This window comes from Pseudomonas sp. Pseusp16 (genome assembly GCF_047324915.1).
GTDB lineage: Bacteria > Pseudomonadota > Gammaproteobacteria > Pseudomonadales > Pseudomonadaceae > Aquipseudomonas > Aquipseudomonas fluorescens_CD.
This window is the reverse complement of the sequence record NZ_CP168522.1, coordinates 3,658,480-3,677,923: the sequence shown is the minus strand read 5'-3', so window position 1 is coordinate 3,677,923 and position 19,444 is coordinate 3,658,480. Positions and strand designations below refer to the sequence as shown.

Sequence of the window (19,444 nt, the reverse complement as noted above, 5' to 3'; positions counted from 1 at the left end):
GCTCCCACAGTGGGCAATGTGAAGCACAAATTGTGCGAACACCGAAGATCCCTGTGGGAGCGGGCTTGCCCGCGAAGGCGGCCCTGAGGTCGCGACAATCTTCCAGAGCGTTCGCATTTCGCGAACGCCCGTTGCTAACTGAAGGTTGGATTCCCGAGTCCCCTGTCCTCTAGCCTTGGCTCATATTCCAAGAACAAGAGGTACCCCGCGATGACTGCCCCCTTGAGTGCGATCAAAGTGATCGAGATCGGCACGCTGATCGCCGCGCCGTTTGCGGCGCGCATGCTGGCCGAGTTCGGCGCCGAAGTGATCAAGATCGAAGCCATGGGCCAGGGCGATCCCCTGCGCAAATGGCGCAAGCTGCACGAAGGCACCTCGTTGTGGTGGTACCTGCAATCACGCAACAAGAAGTCCCTGGCGCTGAACCTCAAATCCCCGGAAGGCATCGAACTGGTCAAGCAACTGGCGACCAGTGCCGATGTGCTGATCGAGAACCTGCGCCCCGGCGCCCTGGAGAAACTCGGCCTCGGTTGGGACGTGTTGCACGCGCTCAACCCCAACCTGACGCTGGTACGGATTTCCGGATACGGCCAGACCGGCCCGTATCGCGATCGTCCGGGTTTCGGTGCCATAGGCGAAGCCATGGGCGGGATCCGCTACACCACCGGCACGCCCGGTTCGCCGCCGGCGCGGGTCGGCGTGAGCCTTGGCGATTCCCTGGCTTCGCTGCATGCGGTGATCGGTGCGCTGATGTCGCTGCTAAGGGTCAAGACCGGGCAGGGCGGCGGGCAAGTCGTTGATGTGTCACTGGCCGAAAGCGTGTTCAACGTGATGGAAAGCCTGGTGCCGGAATACGACATGCTGGGCCATGTGCGTGAACGCAGCGGTGGCGCCTTGCCGGGGATTGCACCATCCAACACCTATCTGACCGCCGACGGCGCCTACGTGGTGATTGCCGGCAACAGCGACCCGATCTACCGGCGCCTGATGCAAACCATCGGCCGCGCCGATCTGGCCGAAGCGCCGGAGTTCGCCCACAACGACGGACGCGCAGCCAAAAGCAACCTGCTCGACGCCGCCATCACCCACTGGACCAGTAGCCTGCCCATTGACGAGGTGCTGGCCGCGCTGGAAGCTGCCGAAGTCCCGGCCGGACGCATCTACTCGGTGGCCGACATCGTCGCCGACCCGCACTATCGGGCGCGGGACATGCTGCTCAATGCCGAGCTGCCCGGTGGCGCCACGGTGAAGATGCCGGGCATCGTGCCGAAACTCTCCGAGACCCCCGGCGGTGTGAACTGGTCCGGCCCCGGGCTGGGCCAGCACACCGACGGCATCCTCGCGCAACTGGGCCTGACTGCAACAGACATCGAACGCCTGAAAGTCGAAGGAGTGGTGCAATGATCAGCGATTATTCCGACCACCTGATCGTGCAGGAAGTGTCCCCGCGCGACGGTTTGCAAATCGAGCCGACCTGGGTTGAAACCCACGACAAGGTTGCCTTGATTGACCAACTGTCGTTGGCCGGATTCAGCCGTATCGAAGCCGGTTCGTTCGTGTCGCCCAAGGCCATTCCGGCACTGCGCGATGGCGAGCTGGTGTTCAAGGGCATCACCCGGCAACCGGGGGTGATCTACGTCGCGCTGATCCCCAACCTCAAGGGCGCGCAACGGGCACTGGCGTGCAGGGCCGATGAGCTGAACCTGGTGATGTCCGCCAGCCAGACCCACAACCTGGCGAACATGCGCATGCGTTGTGAGGATTCATTGGCGGCGTTCGGTGAGATTGTGCACTTCGTTGGCGACAGCCCTGTGCGACTCAACGCCAGCATCGCCACCACCTTCGGCTGTCCGTTCGAAGGCAAGATCGATGAGGACCGCGTACTGCAAATCGTCGAGGCCTATCAGGAACTCGGCATCCAGGGCATTACCCTGGCCGACACGACGGGCATGGCCAACCCGCGTCAGGTCGACCGGCTGGTGCGCCGGGTGCTGCAAAGGGTCTCCTCATCAGACCTGACCCTGCATTTTCACAATACTCGCGGCCTTGGCCTGTGCAACGTGCTGGCCGCTTACGAGGCCGGTGCCCGGCGCTTCGACGCGGCCCTCGGCGGCCTCGGCGGCTGCCCGTTCGCACCGGGAGCGTCGGGAAACATCTGCACCGAGGATCTGGTGAACCTGTGCGATGAAGTCGGCATTCACACCGGCATCGATTTGCCGCTGCTGCTGAAACTGTCGCGAGGACTGCCGGCGCTGCTCGGTCACGAAGTGCCCGGCCAACTGGCCAAGGCCGGGCGCAATTGCGACCTGCACCCGATCCCTACCTGACACCAATCCCCTGTAGGAGCGAGCATGCTCGCGATGGACGTCAACGATAACTCTGGATGCCAGATACCCCGCGGCGATCTCAGGTTCATCGCGAGCGAGCTCGCTCCTACAGTGAAATCGAACATTTACCAGACAACAAAAACAATCGGACACCCACGGGAAGTCCGCCTGGAGAACCACAATGAGCCTCAATGCACTGGAGGCGGGCGTGAGCCCGTCCGTTAGCCACGACACCGAAAAAGCCCTGGTCAGCAAAGTCGCCTGGCGCCTGATGCCGCTGATCATGGTTTGCTACCTGTTCGCCTTTTTCGACCGCATCAACATCAGCTTCGCCAAGTTTCAGCTGCAAGCCGACCTGAGCCTGAGCGACACCGCTTACGGCCTCGGTGCCGGGTTGTTCGTGGTCGGCTATGTGATCTTCGAAGTGCCGAGCAACATGATGCTGTACAAGGTCGGTGCCCGGCGCTGGATCGCCCGGATCATGATGTCCTGGGGGCTGGCCACGGCAGCCATGGTGTTCGTCAACAGCGAATGGCAGTTCTACGTGCTGCGCTTCGTGATCGGCGCGATGGAGGCGGGTTTCGCCCCGGGCGTGCTGTATTACCTGACCCTGTGGTTCCCGCAGCACTATCGCGGGCGCATCACCTCGATGCTGTTCCTGTCGTCGGCGTTCGCCGGCCTGGTGGGCGCGCCGTTCTCGGGCCTGGTGCTGCAACACCTCGACGGCGTGCTGCAAATGCGTGGCTGGCACTGGCTGTTCCTGCTCGGTGGCGTGCCATGCATCGGCCTCGGTCTGCTGGTGTTGACCCTGCTCAAGGACCGTATCGAAGACGCCCATTGGCTGACGGCTTCGGAGAAGACCTTGTTGGCCAGCCGCATCGCTCAGCATGAGCCGCACAAGAGCGGTGGCTCGCTGCTCGCCGCCCTGCGGATCCCGGGTTTCCTGACATTGGGGCTGATCTATTTCCTGATTCAGGTGGCGTCCTACGGCTTGAATTTCTGGGCGCCGCAACTGATCCGCAGCGCCGGCACCGAAAGTCCGGTGATGATCGGCTTGCTGACGGCCATCCCGTACATCTGCGGCGCCATCAGCATGGTGGTGATCGGACGCCTGTCCGATGCTTCTGGCGAGCGGCGCAAGTATGTCGCCGGTCTGGTGGCAGTCGGTGCGGTCGGGTTCTTCTGCGCGGGGATCTTCGCCAGCCACACGACCTTCCTGATTGTCGCGTTGGGCCTGCTCGGTGCCGGGATCATCGCCTCCATCCCGAGTTTCTGGACCCTGCCGCCGAAACTGCTGGCCGGGGCCGGTGCGGGTGCTGCCGGCGGGATCGCGGTGATCAACACCCTGGGCCAGTTCGGCGGCATCGTCAGCCCGGTGATGGTCGGCCGGATCAAGGACCTGACCGGCAGTACCACGCCGGCGCTGTATGTCATTGGTGTCTGCGCGCTGATTGCCGTGGCGCTGTTGCTGTGGGGGTTGCCGCAGAAGTTGCGCACACTCGACAAGGCCTGATGCCATAGACCGCCTTCGCGAGCAAGCCCGCTCCCACAGGAACCGCGTACCTCCCTGTGGGAGCGGGCTTGCTCGCGAAGGCGGCCAGGAGAACACCCTCGCATCGTCGGTTGCCCCATCAACCCGCCGTCACCAACCCTTTGGCCGGCGCATCAAAAAACTGGATCAACACCACCCCGGCCATCAACAGCACCACCCCAAACACCTTGGGCAAGGTGACCTGCCGCTCCGCCAACCCGAACCAGCCGAAGTGATCCAGCAACAACGACGCCACCACTTGCCCCGCCAGCGCCAATGCCATGAACCCCGCGGCACCGAGTTTGGGCAGCAGCACCAATGCCAACGAAATGAAGCACACGCCAAAAGCGCCACCTGCCCACATCCAGAGTGGCGCCTTGTTGATGAATGCCAGAGACGGCAACGGTAAACGCATCGCAACGATGATCGGCAACAACACCACAACGCTCACCAGCAACGAGGCGAGCGTCGCCCACAACGGATGACCCAGGCCGCGTCCGAGGTTGACGTTGATTGCGCTCTGAAACGGCACCACCGCCCCGGCGAAGGCGGCCAGCAGCAACCAACCCGCCCAATGCAACGTACTCATGATCGATCTCCAAAAGGTTTTGCTGGACTCTAGAGTATTCGTCGCGCAGATTTAAATTCCGTTTTGTTATCCAGAACATGCAGCAGATGAATGATCTTCGACGTATCGACCTCAACCTGTTGGTGATCCTCGACGCCTTGCTCAGTGAGCAACACGTGACCCGGGCGGCTGAGCGTCTGCACTTGAGCCAGCCAGCGGTCAGTCATGCGCTGGCGCGGTTGCGCGACCTGCTTGGCGATCCGCTGCTGGTGCGCGCCGGGGCCGGGCTTGTGCCGACTCCGCGAGCGCTGGAACTGGTGGCGCCGCTGGCCGAAGCCCTGGCCCAGGTGCAAGCGCTGCTGGCGCCCAATGCCTTCGATCCCGCGACCACCCAGCGTACCTTGCGCCTGGCGATGTCCGACTACGGCGCCGCCATTGTTCTGCCGGGACTGATCCGTACGTTGCGCCACGAAGCGCCGGGCATCGATCTGCAAATCAGCCACGGCAGCCGCGAAAGCATGCTCGACGGGGTGCTCAACGGTGACATTGATATCGCCGTCGGTGTGTTCCCGGAAATGCCCAATGACTTGCGCAGCACCCCGCTGTTCGAAGAGCACTACGCCTGCCTGGTGGATCGCAAAAGCTTGCCCGCCGACGGTGTGCTCGACTTGCCCACCTACCTGGCACGGCCTCACGTCCTGCTGGAGATGCGCGGCAGCGGCACCCCGGAAATCGAGCGGGCCCTGACCGCCCTGCGTGAACGCCGCCGCGTCGCCATCAGCCTGCCGCACTGGAGCGTGGCCCCGGAACTCATCAGCGGCACCGACCTGATCCTCACGGTCGCGTCCCGAGGCTTGCGCGATATCGATGAGCAATCACTGATTGTCGTCCCGCCGCCGTTTCACATCCCTTCGTTCACCTTCGTACTGGTCTGGCACAAGCGGCGAGGCGGGGATCAGGCGTTGAACTGGTTGAATCGGAGGATTGGGGAGGGGATCGAACGCTAGGGGCTTTTCCAAATGGCCTTTACCAATTGGAAGGTGGCAGACGACGCGTATGAAAAACCCGTAGTACCTGAAGCCGACCTTGGCGAACCCGGTAGGGAATCAAATAGGGGCGGTCAGGCATGACCCATTCCCGGGTACCGGGTAAGCGCCCCTCACGACCTGTCGATGGAAATCGGGCAAGGTGATCGACACTGGCGAGAATTGCCTGGACAAAATCTGCTGCAGCTTCTGGATTCTCGATGGCGATGTACGCGGCTTCGTCATCCAGATTCTTTAACGCCGTACGCAACCACTCAACGCGCATTCGCCGCCCACTTGTCAGCAACTGCGTTCACTTCTTCTTGTGTCGCGAAGTCACCTTCATCGGCTTCCTTCAAGGCTTTCTGAATTTCCTCGATTTGCCACGCTTCACGGGCCAGGTATTCACGCAGCGCATCCACGGCCAGAAATGATTTGCTGCGACCCGTTGCTTTGGCAAGACTCGCTAGGGTATCGGCGATTTCGTCTGGTACACGCAGGGACATGACTGACATGGTGTGTCTCGATCGATGTAGTGGTTTGTAATACAACATACTACACCGTCATCGGTGGGGCGGGACCAGCCCGTTCGTCTGTCGAGATGTTTCAGTCGACAGGCAATGACCTGATATAGACTGGCCACCATTCACCAAGCAGTTCAAAAGGACTCCCCATGACCCCATCGTTGCTAATGGCCGTGCTTGCCTCGGGTTTTATCTACGGCATCACCCCGGGGCCGGGTGTGCTGGCGGTGTTCGGCATTGGCGCGGCTCATGGGCGGCGGGCCGGGGCGGGGTTTCTGTGCGGGCATTTGCTCGGTGATGTGGTCTGGTGCAGCACGGCGCTGATCGCGATTGTCGGTGCGCGGGAGATCGGCAGTACGGCGTTCGACGTGCTCGGTGTGCTCAGCGGCCTGTACCTGTTCTGGCTCGGCTGGCGTGCGGTGCGCGCCCGGCGCAGTAGCGGTGATGCGCCGCAGGGCCCGGCGCGGCAGCCGTTCTGGCACGGTATCCTGTTTGGCCTGACCAATCCCAAGGCCTATCCGGTGGCGGTGGCGACGTTCACGGCGCTGTTGTCGAGCCGCGCGGAACTGCTCCACTGGTCAATGCTGCCGACACTGATCGGCCTGAGCTTCGTCGGCGGGTTGCTCGCCTACGCTATTCTCATCGGCGTCGTCGGTGCACGGCGGGTGCGCAGCTTGTACCAGCGTCATGAACTGGCAATCACCCGGTTGTGCGGGGTAATGTTCATCGGTTTCGCCATCAATGCGCTGGTCCACGCGTTGCCGGGGCTGATGCCGGACAAGGCTTGAAGATAATCACAGGGATGCAAGGCTGAAGGGGCAGGGATGATTGAAGAGCGCTGCATTATCGGGGCACCCACGCTGAACCATGGAAAACCGAAATTCCGCGCCGCTGGCGAGCTATATCGATCTGTTGCTGGACGCCGTCTGTGCGGTGGATAAACAGGGCCGCTTCGTCTTTGTCAGTGCGGCGTGCGAGCGCATATTCGGCTACAGCGCCGATGAGATGATCGGCCAGCCGATGATCGACATGGTGCACCCGGCCGATCGCCAGCGCACCCTCGACGCTGCCCGGGAAATCATGGGTGGCGAGCCCAAGCTCAACTTCGAAAACCGCTACCTGCGCAAGGATGGCCGCGTGGTGCACATCCTCTGGTCGGCACGTTGGTCCGAGGTCGACCAGTTGCGCATCGCAGTGGCTCGCGACATCACCGAACGCAAGCAGGCCGAATCCCGGCAGGCCGCGTTGTATGCGATTTCCGAGGCGGCCCATGCGGCAGAGGATCTGCTGGCGTTGTTCAAGCGCATCCACTTGATCATCGGCGAATGGCTGCCGGCACTGAATTTTTCCGTGGCGCTGTACGACGAGCACTGCGCGCAACTGAATTTCCCTTATCACGTCGATGACCACGAGCCACAGCCCGAACAACCCGGAACCATGACCGGACGCCTGTGCACCGAAGTGATCCGCACGGGGCAGCCGATCCTGCTGACCCCGGACCAGAACACACCGCCTGCCGGCTTCGAAGTGCTGGAAACCGGGCAGAACGCACCGTGTTGGCTGGGTGTGCCGCTGAACTCGCAAAACGGCACCATCGGCGCGTTGATCGTCAAAAGCATTCCGGGCGGTGAACGCTACACCGAGCAGGACATGGAACTGCTGCAGTACGTCTGCGCCCAAGTCGCGACCGCCATCGAGCGCAAGCAATTGCACGCCCGCCTGCAACACATGGCCCAGTACGACCAACTGACCCAGCTACCCAATCGTGAGCTGCTGCGCGACCGGCTCAAGGCGTCACTGCGATTGGCCCGTGAAGACGGCGGGTACATGGCGCTGTTGTACGTCGACCTCGACCGCTTCAAGCAAGTCAATGACACCCATGGCCACGCGGTTGGCGACATGCTGCTGCAAGCGGTGGCCAACCGGCTCAAGGGCTGCGTGCGGGAAACCGACACCGTGGCCCGCATTGGCGGCGATGAGTTCGTGGTGCTGCTACACAGCATTCACGCCTCGAAAGACACCGATATCGTGGTCGAAAAAGTCCGTCAGGTCCTGGCCCAGCCCCTGCGTCTGGACGGGCATAACCTGAGCATCCAGCCAAGTATCGGCGTCGCCCGATACCCTGATCACGGCACGGAAGAGAAGCAGTTGTTCCGGCATGCCGACGAGGCGATGTATTGCGCCAAACGCGAACATCACCTGCGAATGGTCTGAAAACCGGACACCGTTCGTCGTGGTATCCACGCAATTTTCTAAACCTTTTGCGACGCGCAAATTCAGATTCTATGCGGGCTACGGCTCGCCGCGATCATCATCAAGAGGAAGAGAATCATGCCTAACTCAAGAAACTCGAACTCGGGAAACTTCCCCAACGACCGAACGAAGGCTTCTGAAACCGGTCGCAAGGGTGGGAAAACCACCACCACGACCGTCGATAAAGACCCGGCGAAACCTGACATGGGCCGCAAGGGCGGTCAGAAATCCCGCTAAAGGATGCAGGTGGTTTTGATTGAGAGGCGGGGGCGAAAGCTCCCGTTTGAATTGGAAAAAGGAGGGCGCGACCATGAACCGCATGGCCACCCGATTATGCAATGCCAGTTTTGCCACGTTACTGGGCCTGTTAGCCAGCAGCGCTTTTGCCCAGTCCCCCGCCGAATTCATCGACGAGGCCTCGGCAAAAGGTATCGCCGATATTGAAGCGAGCCGCCTGGCGCACCAGAAATCCGAGTCCAGGGAAGTCAAGGACTACACCATCATCGTCATCAACGACCGTACCACTGCGAACCAGCACCTGGCGAAAATCGCCAAACAACTGGATTTGCCGGTGGCCCCGCGCGAAGAAATTGTCGAAAAGGCCAAAGCCCTGATGCCACAAGTCATGGATGGGGCGACATACGATGCGGCCTATACAGCCAGTCAAGTGAAGACCACGCAGGAAGCCATCGATCAGTTGCAGCAGGAAGCGCAGACCACCGACGTGCCACAGATCAAGGCATTCGCCGAGGAAACCCTTCCTAAATTGCAAAGTCATCTGCAAATGGCCAAGGCGTTGCAGGCCAAAAGTTGAGTGGAAGATTTGAACACAGACGGCGCGGGACTTCGGTCACGCGCCGTTTTTTTTTGAAGAACCTGAAGTTCAGACATAGGTGGCGAGATGGAAAATCGGCTGGGGTTGCAACCCAATGAAGCATGGCGGTGGGCAAGATCTTAATTCTTGGTGGGAATCTTCCTTTGTACCGATTTGTGTCTAGTATCAATGGCAGTCAATTTGCCAGCATGTGTTCACACGGATCGAAACCGGAAAAGAGGCTACTCATGGAATTCTTCGAAAAGTTAGCAAGTCTCGCTGCTAAAGTTCGTTTGCAGAGCGCTGCCATTCAAACGGAAGAAGCGACCAAGAATGCTTTTGTCATGCCCTTTATCAGCACGGTACTGGGTTACGACGTTTTCGATCCGACGGAAGTGACACCTGAATTCGTTTGCGATGTTGGAACGAAAAAAGGGGAGAAAATTGACTACGCAATCATGAAAGCTGGCGAGGTTCAGATCCTCATCGAGTGCAAAAAAATTGGTGAGCCGCTGCACATCAATCATGCCTCCCAGCTGTTCCGCTATTTCCATGTCACCAGCGCTCGAATCTCCATTCTCACCAATGGCCAGGTCTATAAGTTTTTCACTGACCTGGACGCGCCAAACAAAATGGACGAGAAACCGTTTCTTGAACTCGATTTGCTGGATATCGATGAGTATTCCGTTCCCGAGTTGGTGAAGCTCACCAAGTCTGCATTCGATGTGGAATCGATCATCAGTGCTGCAGGTGAGTTGAAGTATGTCAGCCAAATCAAAAAGGTAATTGCTTCTCAGGTCAGCAAGCCGGACGACGATTTTGTGAAAGTCTTCGCTTCACGTGTTTACGACGGGGTGATAACTCAAAAGGTCCGCGAGCAGTTCCATGAGCTCACGAAAAAGGCCGTGGTGCAGTTTCTCAACGACCAAATCAATGACCGGCTAAAGTCGGCTATGAGTGGCGCCATCCAGCCTGCACTGGCCTCTTTACCGGTCGCTACTGGTGACACTGAACAACCCGATGTCCGAGATGAGTCAGAGGACAAGGTTCTGACGACATTGGAAGAGCTGGAGGGATATCACATCGTCCGTGCCGTGGTCCGGTCGGTTGTTGATGCCAAGCGGATTGTTCAGCGCGACACACAGAGTTACTTCGGCATCCTGCTCGACGACAACAACCGCAAGCCGATCTGCCGACTGCACTTCAACCGATCGCAGAAATACATCGGCATATTTGACGAAGAGAAGAACGAAACCCGGCACGCAATTAATTCCGTCGATGACATTTACGAGTACTCGGATCATTTGAAGAAGACCGTCGGGTATTACGATTAAAGATGTGTTTTCCGTGATGAATCAAAACCGGCCCTACTGGCTAGGGCTGTTCAGTTAAGCGCGAATGATCCACTCACTGTAGGAGCGAGCTTGCTCGCGATGGACTCGAGGGCACCGAGTTTAACCAGTAAAGGCGAGTCATCGTTAACGACCATCGCGAGCTAGCTCGCTCCTACAGAACCCTTAATTGAACAGCCCTAGCCAGTAGGGCCGTTTTTTTTCTGAAGCACTCACCAACGTTTTCCACCAAAACCAAGGGTGGATAGAGCTGAATCCACCAATCGATGTATCGTAGCGGTCCGGTTGCTGGCCTCGGCCAGGACGACACACCGACAGGAGAACGCAATGAGTTGGTCCGCCAAGCAGTACGTCGCTTTTGAAGATGAGCGCACCCGTCCCGCCCGTGACCTGCTGGCGGCCATCCCCGCCGGGGACGTGCGTTCGGCCATCGATATCGGTTGTGGCCCCGGTAACTCCACCGAGCTGCTGGTCGAGCGTTTTGCCAACGCCACGGTGCGCGGACTGGACAGTTCGACCAACATGATCGAGGCCGCGCGCAAACGCCTGCCGAATGTGCAGTTCGATGTTGCCGACATCGACACCTGGAACGACAGCGGCCCGTTCGACGTGATTTTTGCCAACGCGGTGTTGCAGTGGGTGCCCGATCACGCAGCGTTGCTGCCTTCACTGGTGAATAAATTGGCACCGGATGGCAGCCTGGCCATCCAGATGCCCGACAACCTCAATGAGCCTTCACACCGCTTGATGCGCGAAGTGGCCGCGGACGGTCCATGGGTGGGCAAACTGGCAGGCGCTGCCGGGCAGCGCACGGAGATGGACAGTGCCAGCGGTTACTACTCGATACTCAAAGCCTGCTGCACCCGCGTCGATGTGTGGCGCACCACCTACCATCATCCCCTCGCGGGCGGTGCGTCTGGTGTGGTGGAGTGGTTCAAGGGCAGCGGTTTGCGGCCGTTCCTCGATCCGCTGGACGAGGCGGAGCGGGCGCAGTACCTGAAGCAGTATCAGGCGGCTATCGAGCGGGCGTATCCGGCCTTGGCCGATGGTTCGGTGCTGTTGCCGTTTCCGCGACTGTTTATCGTCGCGACCCGTTGATGCAAAAAAGGGACAGTTGATGAGCGTCATCTGTCCTTTTTTTGCCGCTTGGAAACATCACTGAGGCTTGTTTTTTTTCGAGCGTCGGGCGCTCAAGTATTCAAAGGCAAACGAGGCAAAGCCGAACAACCCGATCATTGAAATGATCATGATTCCCAACTCTGAATTGTGCATGTTGATCTCGGGGGCGGAGGGTGAGCCGGGAGAATAAGGGATCAATCGCCGGGCTCAACGTCGCTCTACGGTTTCTTTATTCGCGTACAGGGATCTATACGCAAAAGATACGAGCGCCCAGGCGGTGGGCTTAGCGCTGAACGCCGACCAACATCATCATTGGCCGCTCCCGTTCTTCCGCCAGCGCCGGCTGCGTCGCCACCTCGGCATCACTCGGGCCCCATTCGTTGACATGCCGGATGCTGAAACCAGCGCCAATCAGCGTGTTGAGCAGCGTGCCAATGGTGCGGTGCTGCTTGATCACACCCTCGGCCAGCCAGTTGGTCACGCGCTCGCCTTCCATCTGATAACCGTCCACTGGCCAGCTCTTGCGGCCCTCGGCATCGATGATCCAGCCAGGATTACGCGGTGCCATGAAGATCGGGTGTTCGATGGAAAACACGAAATGCGAACCGGGCTTGAGCGCCGCGTGGACATTGGCGAACAAACCCGGCAAGTCCTTGATGTAGTGCAGCGCCAGGGAGCAGTAGGCCAGATCGAAACCGCTGGCCGGCAGGTCGAGGGCTTCCAGGTCGGCGCGCTCGTAACGGATGTTGGATGCGGATGTGGTTTTGCGTGCCTGTTCCAGCATCTTTTGCGAAACATCCAGGCCGAGCACGCTGTCAGCGCCTTGCTCACTGGCCCAACGGCAAAACCAGCCATAGCCGCACCCGAGATCCACCACCTTCAGCCCCTGCATTGGTGGCAGCATGGCTTTCAATGCAGGCCATTCCGGCGCTGCATCGAGACCGCCGATGGAGCGGGCCATCTGGCTGTAGCCTTGGAAAAACTCAGGGTCGTCGTAGATGTTCTGGGTCATGTCAGGGGCTCCAGTCTGTTCACTCGATCACGTCGACTTCCACCAATGCCCACGTACAACCTGCGTACTTTGGATTGGCTGAATGCAGGGTAACGCTGCTGGCTGAGGGGAAGGGCGCACCGTCCTCGATGAGCATCTCGAAATGCCCCTCGATGGCTTGTTGAACCATGGTTATCGCATCTTCCAGATCTTCACCGGCGCTAAAACAACCTGGCACATCCGGGACTTCCACGCCCCACGCATGTTCGTCGTCGCCCATGGAAATCGCAATCGGGTAAAACATGTTCATGGCCCTCCGTGAACACAGCGGGTGGGGTTATGAATCCCAAAGGGCGCCCCCGAAAGGCGCCAGGTGGACTGTCAGGAAGGTTCTGCATCCATGCGTCGAGCGATGACGTCCAGCACATCGCATCCATCGCGCAATGGCACGCAGCAGAGCAATGCGAAGTCGCTCAGGACCACTGTGTCGGAGGTCAGGTCGCCACGCATCGCGAGGTTTTCAAGGAGCTGAGTGACGGCTCGAATTCTGTAGCTGGCGGTGCTGAGCAGGGAGTGCAGGGGTTGGGTGGTGTTGACGTATAGAGAGGGGAGATCGTCGGCGTTGCTGGTTAAAGCCATGAACTCTTTCATGAGTATTGCTCCACTTAGTTGAGGTCTACCAGCCGATCGTCGCCAAACGAAAGGGTGGCAACTGTACGCAGGTTGGCGAACCGGAGTGGAAGCCGGCAGATCCGAAGATCTCCCGCGCACAGCTGCCAAAAAACGACAACTCTACAGATGCAAAAACGCCTGCAAGCAAGCCAGTGCGCTTTTGCATTCCACTTCAGGTCGCCAAACCCGAAACGCCATTTTTGGCGCGCTCGGACTATAGGCCTCGTGGCAAAAGCACAGCAATGCGCAAGTGTACGGACATTTCCCAGTGTTGTGTAGGACGTTGCTTTTTCGAGTGTTGCGCTCTGTTGATCCATAAAAAACAGGCCGTTGCCCGACTTCGGCAAACCCATCAACAGCTCCCATCTCTCAATCCTCAAACGCAGAACGCACAGCCTCCACAACGCGCTCTGCCACGCGCTCATCTTCAAGTTGCGGATACCCTTTCTTCAGCTTGCCCGACACCGTCCAGCCATTCTCCTTGATAGAGCGAATGATGCGGTTCGCATCCTGGTCTGGCATTTCCAATACCTCTTTCAACTGTTCCTGAGCCCGCTGAAAGATCACCAGTACTCTGGCTTCATCCGCCATTTCCTTTTTAATCGTGTGCTCGATAACGCGTGCGGTGTACAGGACGTGTTCGGTCAGATCGGGATAGCGCCAGGCAAAGCGCGCGTCCTCATATTCATCGAAGATGAAGTTGCTGCGAGTACCGTCCTCGTAGGTCACGAGTTCGCCGAACCGATGGGCCGTCGCGTAACGTCGCATGAACGGTCGCGAGAATACTTCCAGCGTACGATCGTAGCCGGCCCTGAAGTCGATCGAGCTTGTGATTGTGGCAGACACCGGCAATATCACGCCGTCGGGCACTGCCTTGTCCCGAACCAGGGTGTCGTTGATCAGGAAGCGGTGAATCCGGCCATTCCCGTCGCGCATGGGATGGATGTACACGAAGCCAAATGCCAACACTGCGGCACGTGCCACTGACTCAGCGCCACGGGTTGCAACCTCAAACTCGTTGAGGCCTGCCAAGAGCTGAGCGAGGTCTGCGAAATCGGGGGCAATGTAATGCACGATGTCCTCGCGCATTGTTGCTTGGCCAACAAATACGGGAGAGCGCCGCAAGCCCAGTCCGATGGCGTCATGTCCAAGAATGCCAGCTTGCAGGGAATGCAGGCTGTCGTTGCTCAACGGGTCTTTGATATGACCGCAGTACTGGGCAATGACATGGGCAAACCGCTGGATGCGATCCGCCTGGTCGGCTTCCTTTTCGATGAGAAAGCTCGCGCGCGATTCCTTGAATGTCAGCCAACTGGCCGTACGCATCAGGATGTCGGCACCAAAGGCCTGATCCAATTCACCCAATGCTTCGCGCAGATTGAATTGCAGAGCTTCCTGCACTGGCACCGTACGGCGAACCAAGGGGCAGAACTCAGCCGTCCCCGGCAGGTTGTTGTTGATGCGCCAACGACGAGTTCGCAGAGCTTCGCGACGAGTCAGATAGTCCTGGGGCGAAAGTACATCGACATAGCCGCCATTGGTCACGTCAGGCACATCCAGGCGTTCGCCTGTCAGCCATTCGTAGAGGAACCCCGTGCGGCGGGCGTATTGGCCGAAAGGCTCCCGTCGACACCACTCTTCGACAGGCTGCGGGCCTATGGCTGCGAACAGACGGGCGAAGAACTCGAGGTGGATCTCTTCGTACTTGAGGCCGAATTCGAAATGTCCTGCGAAATCGTCTGCGGGCCGATAGCTTGTCGGGTATCGGTTTTCCACATTGCCGTCGGTTTCGCGATTGACACGTACCGTGCCGATCATGGATTCGACGCGCAGAGGCTGTGCCAGTGCGATGTCGTAACGGGTCGCGAGGGTCTTGAAACCGACTTGCATTGACGAAATCCTTTACTGGGACAAGAAAAACGCTAACAGAACCTTGATCTTATGCGAAAACGCTAATTTCGAAACGGTGGAAACACTAATGTCGGATTGAATTTGATAACAAATCCGTATTTTTCGAAAAAAACGCTAACAGGTCTTAGGATAGACGCTATCGCCCTGGGGCACTTGCGAATCGATCAGGGAAAATGGCGGAATGGCTGAAGAAGCAAAATCCACCAAATCCCGGGCATAAAAAAACCGGCCATCAAGGCCGGTTTTTTCTGTCTCTACATCCCCCGTCGAAACCATCTGACGTGAGATCAAAATTCGATTGGAGCGGGTGAAGGGAATCGAACCCTCGTTATCAGCTTGGGAATCTTGGGTGGGTGGTGTTTCAGATTGACGCCGGATGTATGCTTGTGCCCCGAATACCCAGCTACGGCGGGGCTTTCAGGGCAAGCAGCGATTTCAATGTGTTTCATCGGTTCGCCCCAAATTTCAGGCATACAGCCCCCAGTAACGGCCCCCAAATGCTCACAGAGAAACAAATCAAGGCAATGAAGCCTGCGGAGAAGGAGTACACGATCTCGGATGGTCGAACTGCTCGAGGCGAAGGCGTGTTGCTTCTTCGAGTGCGTCCGAACGGGACGAAGGAGTTCTACTTTCAGCGCTACAGCAGCGGCAAGAAGCTTAAGAGCAAGCTTGGTACCTGGCCAACGCTCGGTTTGGCTGATGCCCGGGATCTATGCCGTGCTGAAAAGGAGATCGTGGTTGCGCCCGGCACCTTTCAGGATGTGATGGACGGCTACATCACCAAACTGACGGGGGAGGGTGCAGCTTCCGTAGAGGATGTGAAGTGGTCGTTCATACACTACGTTTCCGAACCCTTCCCGAGTTTGGTAAAGCTTCCGGCTGTCCTGGTCGGTCCAGGTGAGATCCGAGACATCATCGCCAAGATGATCGCGAATGGCGTGACCACTTACTGCAATCGGCTTCGATCTCAACTGCACGCGGCCTTCCAAGTTGCTTTGGAGCAGGAGTTCAACCCGCGCAGTTATCAAAAAGACGATGTGAAGTTTGGGATCAAAAGTAACCCAGTGGCCAGCGTCCCCGTTCAGGCCGATTGGGAGCAGCCTGGTGACCGCGCCTTGTCCACGACGGAGCTCGGGCACCTCTGGCAAATGCTGCCCGAACAACTGAGCGTGGTCACAGCAGAGTTGATCAAGTTCTTGATCGCTTCCGGTGGCCAGCGTCCGGAGCAGCTACTCGCGACCGAGCGTCGGCACTATCTGAAAGACCATCTGGTCATTCGCAACAAGAAAGGTCGCGGGGCCGAAGGCGAACGCTCGTTGCACGTCGTGCCCTACAACAAGCTGATGCGGCAGAGCTTGAAGGCTATGGACGAAATCAATGCGACAAGCATCTACCCGTTTGAGGGCAAAGTGCCGGACAGTTCGCTGCATGCGAACTCACTGTCCCGTGCGGTGACCAAACTATGCAGCCGGCATCCGGACAAATTCAATGGCCCTTTTACTATGCGAGACTTGAGGCGCACCTGCAAAACCCTGATGGGTGCCGCGAAGCTGTCGAAAGAACTTCGCGACCGGATCCAGGGTCATGCCTTCGGGGACGTGGCGTCAAAACATTATGATCGCTACGACTATTTCGATGAAAAGCAACACGGCCTTCAACGCTGGGCAACCTGGCTACAGAAAAACGTCATAACGGCAAAGCTGGAGTAAGTATTTGGGCTGCCTAGTCCTGAAATAGGTTTACACCTGTTTCACCAAATTGGGTAATTGCACAGACTTGCCCACCCATTTGCATTCCACCTGACCAGTTATTTGCATCGGATCTGAGCAGCAAGCCGCATGGCCATGACCGGCAGAGAACGACCCATTGCGGGCACTCGGAATGATGCGACGGGATGATTCAGGGGGGCTAAAGGCGCCGTAGAAATGATCTGACAATTGATTTCGTAGCATCGCTTGTGTCTAGCTCATGAAACGTACTCAAGGAATGCCAAATACACTCAATGATCTCGTTTTGAGGTGCGGCGCTTTCGGCATCTGGAACAGATGCCTCAAAAACATGGTGGCGTGTGTTGCCAGCATCGAACTCAAAAATGTACAGGAGTTGATCAACATTTAGTCCTGTTTCTTCTTGGAGTTCTCGAGCGGCAGCTCCAGCAATAGCTTCGCCAGCTTCCACCTTGCCACCAGGCAAAGACCATTTTGATCTCGATTTGCGGACGAACAAGACTTCCCTATCTCTCTCGCATATGACTGTCGCTCTGATTTTCATCTTCTGGTCCGAAACGCTTGTCATTGAATTCTAATGAAAATGCCATTATCAGGACGCATTTCTCGACGAATGCAACATATAGAGCCAGCCAAACTCAAAAAAGTGCCAGATTGCCTTAGCGATAAGCGATTGTGATGTGTCTTTAGCGACTGGCCGCTTCAGCCGATTGCTGTCTGTCACGAAGGGCTGCAGCCCATAGCGGCCCTTCGTGAGGGGCAGAAACCGGCCAGTAGCGGACAGTGAGCAGAGTGACGGCAAATCGGTTGTAGGGATGATCAGCTTCACAAGCACGGCAGCGTTACAAAACGCAAAGCGAGCATAACCACGCGTTGCACCTCTTCATTGCCCTCGATACCAGCGAAGGCAGCAATGCACTGAGGTAGAACGATGTATGGAGTGTGACTAAATTCGTTTTTTAACGGTTGTGGTTAGACGCTCTACCAAGTGTAGAACTTGGTCAGGGTTATCGCGTAGCACGGGGTGTGCCAGCGGGTGTAAATCTCATTGACGGCGCTCTTTGGGCTTCGAGGCTAGCTTGGTCTCCAACTCAAAAATCTGCCTATCAATTTCTGCCAGCAGAGCACGTAACAATTTCTGCTGTCCTCTGCAGAAGTCCAAGCGGTATTGATTTTCAGGCTGTCGTCGCTCAGCAAGAAACGTTTTGAAGTCGTCTTCAAGGGCAGCTACAGAGTTGGCGTAAAATTTACTGGCTTCTTTGGTATTTGCTGCACCAGTCCTGGAGGTGCCAGAAGAATGGATAGCGTACCTATCAATCCAACTATTGAGGCTGGTAATGTTGGTTTCGTATGGTTCGCCTTTTGAGTTCATAACAAACTTACGCTTATTAGGTTTCTCGCCAGCAGCTGTAGCTTGAGCAACATGCTCTAACCACTTTTGAAGTACCAGTCTCCTCTTCGTTTCCCGCTCCACCGTCACCGACCAAGACATATTGCCTCCCCAGCTCTGCGTTGGACCGCTCTCAACGTCCGTGAGCACAGCCCTTAAAGTGTAGCAAAGGTCAGGATTGCCATAGTGTCTCGCCTTGCTGTATGGAAAAGGCCGCTTACGCGGCCTCATTTGATTTGTAGTTCTGCCAGCTTTCCGGGTTGGTCTGCCATGCGGCTATGGCTGATTCCCGCCAACCGACTCGGCCGGCGGAAATCACCACGGACTTAGGAAACCTACCTCGTTTAATCTCCCGCCAGAGTGTAGTCCTTGAAAACGATGTTACGTCCAGGACCTCTTTTTCTCTCATGAAACGGTCGAGTTGTTTAGGCATACCGACGCCCCTTCGCTTGCTTGGCGGCAGCCTTTTCCGCCATGAGGGCAGCCCATTCCACGGACTTGCGTTGTTGCCTTAGACGACTGCAATTTTGGTGTTTGCGCGTGGAGCGGGCTTTTCCGCAAATATCGCAGACGTTTGGCAGATCAAGACGATGGCTAGCCATTGTGGGACGAGTTCTAGAGCCGGGTGTAACCGTGTTCGTGATAGCCTCTGTGGCGCCATCGTTGAAGGTTTGGGCTTGCATGGTTCTCTCCTTTCAGTGGTGGTCGGTGCCGAGGGGTTGCAGCCCCTCGGCACCATTTCCGTATTTAGCGGGCAAGCCAGATCAGTAAGTCAGGTACCTGCATTGCCGTAACCGCAATGAGGACGACGGTTGCGATCGTGCTGAGCAGATTGCTCAACAATTCCCTGCTGCCCTGTTGGGCTGTTTCATTGGTGTGCTGCATGGTTCTCTCCTTTCAGTGCTGGCCGGTTGCAGCCGGCGTTACATGTCGCTGTCTGGCGTTCGCACCAGGTGCAGCTCCAAGCCTTCAAATTCGTTGTTGTCCTCAATGCATGACTGCCATTCCAGTACCGCCTGAATCTGCAGTCGTGAGCAGTTCAGTACCAAAATCTCGCGCTGACCGTCTGCTGCCCGAACCTCCAAGATGTCAACGAGTCCATCGGCACCGTACGCATCGGCCTGCACGGTTTTCCGGTGATCGTTGCCCATTTGGTTCAGCAGCTCGGTGACGCGGTCCCGCAGGGATGCCGATGTGTCACTGCCGGCGAGTATTTGAATTTGCATTCATCTGTCCTGTC

The 19,444-nt window shown here is 57.8% G+C and carries 22 protein-coding genes and 1 pseudogene; 11 read left to right on the top strand and 12 right to left on the bottom strand.

The annotated features are described in order from the left end of the window. Positions 1–210 precede the first annotated feature (210 nt). From ACEN8Q_RS16800 to ACEN8Q_RS16790, 3 genes are all read left to right on the top strand, one after another. Positions 211–1,404, top strand: coding sequence for a CaiB/BaiF CoA transferase family protein (locus tag ACEN8Q_RS16800; protein WP_413428464.1), 1,194 nt, complete (start codon positions 211–213; stop codon positions 1,402–1,404). After that, complete coding sequence (locus ACEN8Q_RS16795) at positions 1,401–2,327, top strand: hydroxymethylglutaryl-CoA lyase (protein WP_413703459.1); 927 nt, start codon at positions 1,401–1,403, stop codon at positions 2,325–2,327. The genes ACEN8Q_RS16800 and ACEN8Q_RS16795 overlap by 4 nt, the downstream gene beginning before the upstream one ends. A gap of 181 nt (positions 2,328–2,508) precedes the next feature. After that, positions 2,509–3,840, top strand: a complete 1,332-nt coding sequence (locus ACEN8Q_RS16790) for an MFS transporter (RefSeq protein WP_413428903.1) — start codon at positions 2,509–2,511, stop codon at positions 3,838–3,840. A 118-nt stretch (positions 3,841–3,958) separates the two neighbouring features. On the opposite strand, the gene ACEN8Q_RS16785 is transcribed toward ACEN8Q_RS16790, so the two are convergent. Further along, complete coding sequence (locus ACEN8Q_RS16785; RefSeq protein WP_413428904.1) at positions 3,959–4,447, bottom strand: DMT family transporter; 489 nt, start codon at positions 4,445–4,447, stop codon at positions 3,959–3,961. 77 nt (positions 4,448–4,524) lie between these two features. On the opposite strand from ACEN8Q_RS16785, the gene ACEN8Q_RS16780 reads away from it, so the two are divergent. After that, entirely contained in the window at positions 4,525–5,433 is a 909-nt protein-coding gene (locus ACEN8Q_RS16780; protein ID WP_413703458.1) for a LysR family transcriptional regulator, read from the top strand. A gap of 19 nt (positions 5,434–5,452) precedes the next feature. On the opposite strand, the gene ACEN8Q_RS16775 is transcribed toward ACEN8Q_RS16780, so the two are convergent. Continuing rightward, positions 5,453–5,737 (bottom strand): type II toxin-antitoxin system RelE/ParE family toxin, encoded by a 285-nt coding sequence (locus tag ACEN8Q_RS16775; RefSeq protein WP_413427604.1) that lies wholly within the window; start codon positions 5,735–5,737, stop codon positions 5,453–5,455. Further along, a complete protein-coding gene (locus tag ACEN8Q_RS16770) occupies positions 5,727–5,966 on the bottom strand; it encodes a CopG family ribbon-helix-helix protein (RefSeq protein ID WP_413427603.1) in 240 nt (79 codons plus the stop codon). The genes ACEN8Q_RS16775 and ACEN8Q_RS16770 overlap by 11 nt, the downstream gene beginning before the upstream one ends. 158 nt (positions 5,967–6,124) lie before the next feature. On the opposite strand from ACEN8Q_RS16770, the gene ACEN8Q_RS16765 reads away from it, so the two are divergent. The 6 genes from ACEN8Q_RS16765 (at position 6,125) to tam (ending at position 11,492) form a co-directional block, all read left to right on the top strand. After that, positions 6,125–6,763, top strand: coding sequence for a LysE family translocator (locus ACEN8Q_RS16765; RefSeq protein ID WP_413703457.1), 639 nt, complete (start codon positions 6,125–6,127; stop codon positions 6,761–6,763). 79 nt (positions 6,764–6,842) lie between these two features. Continuing rightward, on the top strand, positions 6,843–8,189 hold the full coding sequence (locus ACEN8Q_RS16760) for a diguanylate cyclase domain-containing protein (protein ID WP_413427601.1): 1,347 nt from the start codon (positions 6,843–6,845) through the stop codon (positions 8,187–8,189). Positions 8,190–8,306: 117 nt separating this feature from the next. Continuing rightward, the gene (locus tag ACEN8Q_RS16755) at positions 8,307–8,465 is read left to right on the top strand and encodes a stress protein (protein WP_413427600.1); all 159 of its coding nucleotides are present in this window, start codon (positions 8,307–8,309) and stop codon (positions 8,463–8,465) included. A gap of 73 nt (positions 8,466–8,538) precedes the next feature. Beyond that, positions 8,539–9,042 carry a DUF4142 domain-containing protein gene (locus ACEN8Q_RS16750; RefSeq protein WP_413703456.1) on the top strand — a complete coding sequence of 168 codons (504 nt, stop codon included), beginning with the start codon at positions 8,539–8,541 and terminating at the stop codon, positions 9,040–9,042. Positions 9,043–9,290: 248 nt separating this feature from the next. After that, positions 9,291–10,376: a type I restriction endonuclease gene (locus tag ACEN8Q_RS16745; RefSeq protein ID WP_413703455.1), complete on the top strand. Its 1,086-nt coding sequence runs from the start codon at positions 9,291–9,293 to the stop codon at positions 10,374–10,376. Between the two features lie 345 nt (positions 10,377–10,721). Further along, on the top strand, positions 10,722–11,492 hold the full coding sequence (tam, locus tag ACEN8Q_RS16740; protein WP_413703454.1) for a trans-aconitate 2-methyltransferase: 771 nt from the start codon (positions 10,722–10,724) through the stop codon (positions 11,490–11,492). A 304-nt stretch (positions 11,493–11,796) separates the two neighbouring features. On the opposite strand, the gene ACEN8Q_RS16735 is transcribed toward tam, so the two are convergent. The 4 genes and pseudogenes from ACEN8Q_RS16735 to ACEN8Q_RS16720 all read right to left on the bottom strand — a co-directional run bounded on the left by ACEN8Q_RS16735 (position 11,797) and on the right by ACEN8Q_RS16720 (position 15,066). After that, on the bottom strand, positions 11,797–12,525 hold the full coding sequence (locus ACEN8Q_RS16735) for a class I SAM-dependent methyltransferase (RefSeq protein ID WP_413703453.1): 729 nt from the start codon (positions 12,523–12,525) through the stop codon (positions 11,797–11,799). 28 nt (positions 12,526–12,553) lie between these two features. Next, positions 12,554–12,808 (bottom strand): annotated as a pseudogene (locus ACEN8Q_RS16730) (type II toxin-antitoxin system HicB family antitoxin); the annotation flags it as partial. Between the two features lie 77 nt (positions 12,809–12,885). Beyond that, on the bottom strand, positions 12,886–13,155 hold the full coding sequence (locus ACEN8Q_RS16725; RefSeq protein ID WP_102699017.1) for a short-chain dehydrogenase: 270 nt from the start codon (positions 13,153–13,155) through the stop codon (positions 12,886–12,888). A gap of 390 nt (positions 13,156–13,545) precedes the next feature. Next, entirely contained in the window at positions 13,546–15,066 is a 1,521-nt protein-coding gene (locus ACEN8Q_RS16720; RefSeq protein ID WP_413703452.1) for a Fic family protein, read from the bottom strand. A gap of 518 nt (positions 15,067–15,584) precedes the next feature. Here ACEN8Q_RS16720 and ACEN8Q_RS16715 point away from each other — a divergent pair. Then, on the top strand, positions 15,585–16,796 hold the full coding sequence (locus ACEN8Q_RS16715; protein ID WP_413703451.1) for a tyrosine-type recombinase/integrase: 1,212 nt from the start codon (positions 15,585–15,587) through the stop codon (positions 16,794–16,796). Positions 16,797–16,995: 199 nt separating this feature from the next. On the opposite strand, the gene ACEN8Q_RS16710 is transcribed toward ACEN8Q_RS16715, so the two are convergent. From ACEN8Q_RS16710 to ACEN8Q_RS16690, 5 genes are all read right to left on the bottom strand, one after another. Then, complete coding sequence (locus ACEN8Q_RS16710) at positions 16,996–17,358, bottom strand: NUDIX hydrolase (RefSeq protein ID WP_413703450.1); 363 nt, start codon at positions 17,356–17,358, stop codon at positions 16,996–16,998. Positions 17,359–17,859: 501 nt separating this feature from the next. Beyond that, positions 17,860–18,306 carry a hypothetical protein gene (locus ACEN8Q_RS16705; RefSeq protein ID WP_413703449.1) on the bottom strand — a complete coding sequence of 149 codons (447 nt, stop codon included), beginning with the start codon at positions 18,304–18,306 and terminating at the stop codon, positions 17,860–17,862. A gap of 115 nt (positions 18,307–18,421) precedes the next feature. Next, the gene (locus tag ACEN8Q_RS16700) at positions 18,422–18,613 is read right to left on the bottom strand and encodes a helix-turn-helix transcriptional regulator (RefSeq protein ID WP_413705506.1); all 192 of its coding nucleotides are present in this window, start codon (positions 18,611–18,613) and stop codon (positions 18,422–18,424) included. A 338-nt stretch (positions 18,614–18,951) separates the two neighbouring features. Next, positions 18,952–19,089: a hypothetical protein gene (locus tag ACEN8Q_RS16695; RefSeq protein ID WP_413703448.1), complete on the bottom strand. Its 138-nt coding sequence runs from the start codon at positions 19,087–19,089 to the stop codon at positions 18,952–18,954. A gap of 38 nt (positions 19,090–19,127) precedes the next feature. Then, positions 19,128–19,430 (bottom strand): hypothetical protein, encoded by a 303-nt coding sequence (locus ACEN8Q_RS16690; RefSeq protein WP_413703447.1) that lies wholly within the window; start codon positions 19,428–19,430, stop codon positions 19,128–19,130. Between the last annotated feature and the right edge of the window lie 14 nt (positions 19,431–19,444).

Excerpts from the sequence above, each read along its gene's own strand:
- ACEN8Q_RS16770 (WP_413427603.1), bottom strand. The coding sequence starts at position 5,966 with ATGTCAGTCATGTCCCTGCGTGTACCAGACGAAATCGCCGATACCCTA.
- ACEN8Q_RS16710 (WP_413703450.1), bottom strand. The coding sequence starts at position 17,358 with ATGAAAATCAGAGCGACAGTCATATGCGAGAGAGATAGGGAAGTCTTG.
- ACEN8Q_RS16780 (WP_413703458.1), top strand. The coding sequence starts at position 4,525 with ATGCAGCAGATGAATGATCTTCGACGTATCGACCTCAACCTGTTGGTG.
- ACEN8Q_RS16755 (WP_413427600.1), top strand. The coding sequence starts at position 8,307 with ATGCCTAACTCAAGAAACTCGAACTCGGGAAACTTCCCCAACGACCGA.
- ACEN8Q_RS16750 (WP_413703456.1), top strand. The coding sequence starts at position 8,539 with ATGAACCGCATGGCCACCCGATTATGCAATGCCAGTTTTGCCACGTTA.
- ACEN8Q_RS16690 (WP_413703447.1), bottom strand. The coding sequence starts at position 19,430 with ATGCAAATTCAAATACTCGCCGGCAGTGACACATCGGCATCCCTGCGG.
- ACEN8Q_RS16790 (WP_413428903.1), top strand. The coding sequence starts at position 2,509 with ATGAGCCTCAATGCACTGGAGGCGGGCGTGAGCCCGTCCGTTAGCCAC.
- ACEN8Q_RS16695 (WP_413703448.1), bottom strand. The coding sequence starts at position 19,089 with ATGCAGCACACCAATGAAACAGCCCAACAGGGCAGCAGGGAATTGTTG.
- ACEN8Q_RS16700 (WP_413705506.1), bottom strand. The coding sequence starts at position 18,613 with ATGAGAGAAAAAGAGGTCCTGGACGTAACATCGTTTTCAAGGACTACA.
- ACEN8Q_RS16725 (WP_102699017.1), bottom strand. The coding sequence starts at position 13,155 with ATGAAAGAGTTCATGGCTTTAACCAGCAACGCCGACGATCTCCCCTCT.
- ACEN8Q_RS16795 (WP_413703459.1), top strand. The coding sequence starts at position 1,401 with ATGATCAGCGATTATTCCGACCACCTGATCGTGCAGGAAGTGTCCCCG.
- ACEN8Q_RS16775 (WP_413427604.1), bottom strand. The coding sequence starts at position 5,737 with ATGCGCGTTGAGTGGTTGCGTACGGCGTTAAAGAATCTGGATGACGAA.
- ACEN8Q_RS16760 (WP_413427601.1), top strand. The coding sequence starts at position 6,843 with ATGGAAAACCGAAATTCCGCGCCGCTGGCGAGCTATATCGATCTGTTG.
- ACEN8Q_RS16765 (WP_413703457.1), top strand. The coding sequence starts at position 6,125 with ATGACCCCATCGTTGCTAATGGCCGTGCTTGCCTCGGGTTTTATCTAC.
- ACEN8Q_RS16800 (WP_413428464.1), top strand. The coding sequence starts at position 211 with ATGACTGCCCCCTTGAGTGCGATCAAAGTGATCGAGATCGGCACGCTG.
- ACEN8Q_RS16715 (WP_413703451.1), top strand. The coding sequence starts at position 15,585 with ATGCTCACAGAGAAACAAATCAAGGCAATGAAGCCTGCGGAGAAGGAG.
- ACEN8Q_RS16785 (WP_413428904.1), bottom strand. The coding sequence starts at position 4,447 with ATGAGTACGTTGCATTGGGCGGGTTGGTTGCTGCTGGCCGCCTTCGCC.
- tam (WP_413703454.1), top strand. The coding sequence starts at position 10,722 with ATGAGTTGGTCCGCCAAGCAGTACGTCGCTTTTGAAGATGAGCGCACC.
- ACEN8Q_RS16735 (WP_413703453.1), bottom strand. The coding sequence starts at position 12,525 with ATGACCCAGAACATCTACGACGACCCTGAGTTTTTCCAAGGCTACAGC.
- ACEN8Q_RS16705 (WP_413703449.1), bottom strand. The coding sequence starts at position 18,306 with ATGTCTTGGTCGGTGACGGTGGAGCGGGAAACGAAGAGGAGACTGGTA.
- ACEN8Q_RS16745 (WP_413703455.1), top strand. The coding sequence starts at position 9,291 with ATGGAATTCTTCGAAAAGTTAGCAAGTCTCGCTGCTAAAGTTCGTTTG.
- ACEN8Q_RS16720 (WP_413703452.1), bottom strand. The coding sequence starts at position 15,066 with ATGCAAGTCGGTTTCAAGACCCTCGCGACCCGTTACGACATCGCACTG.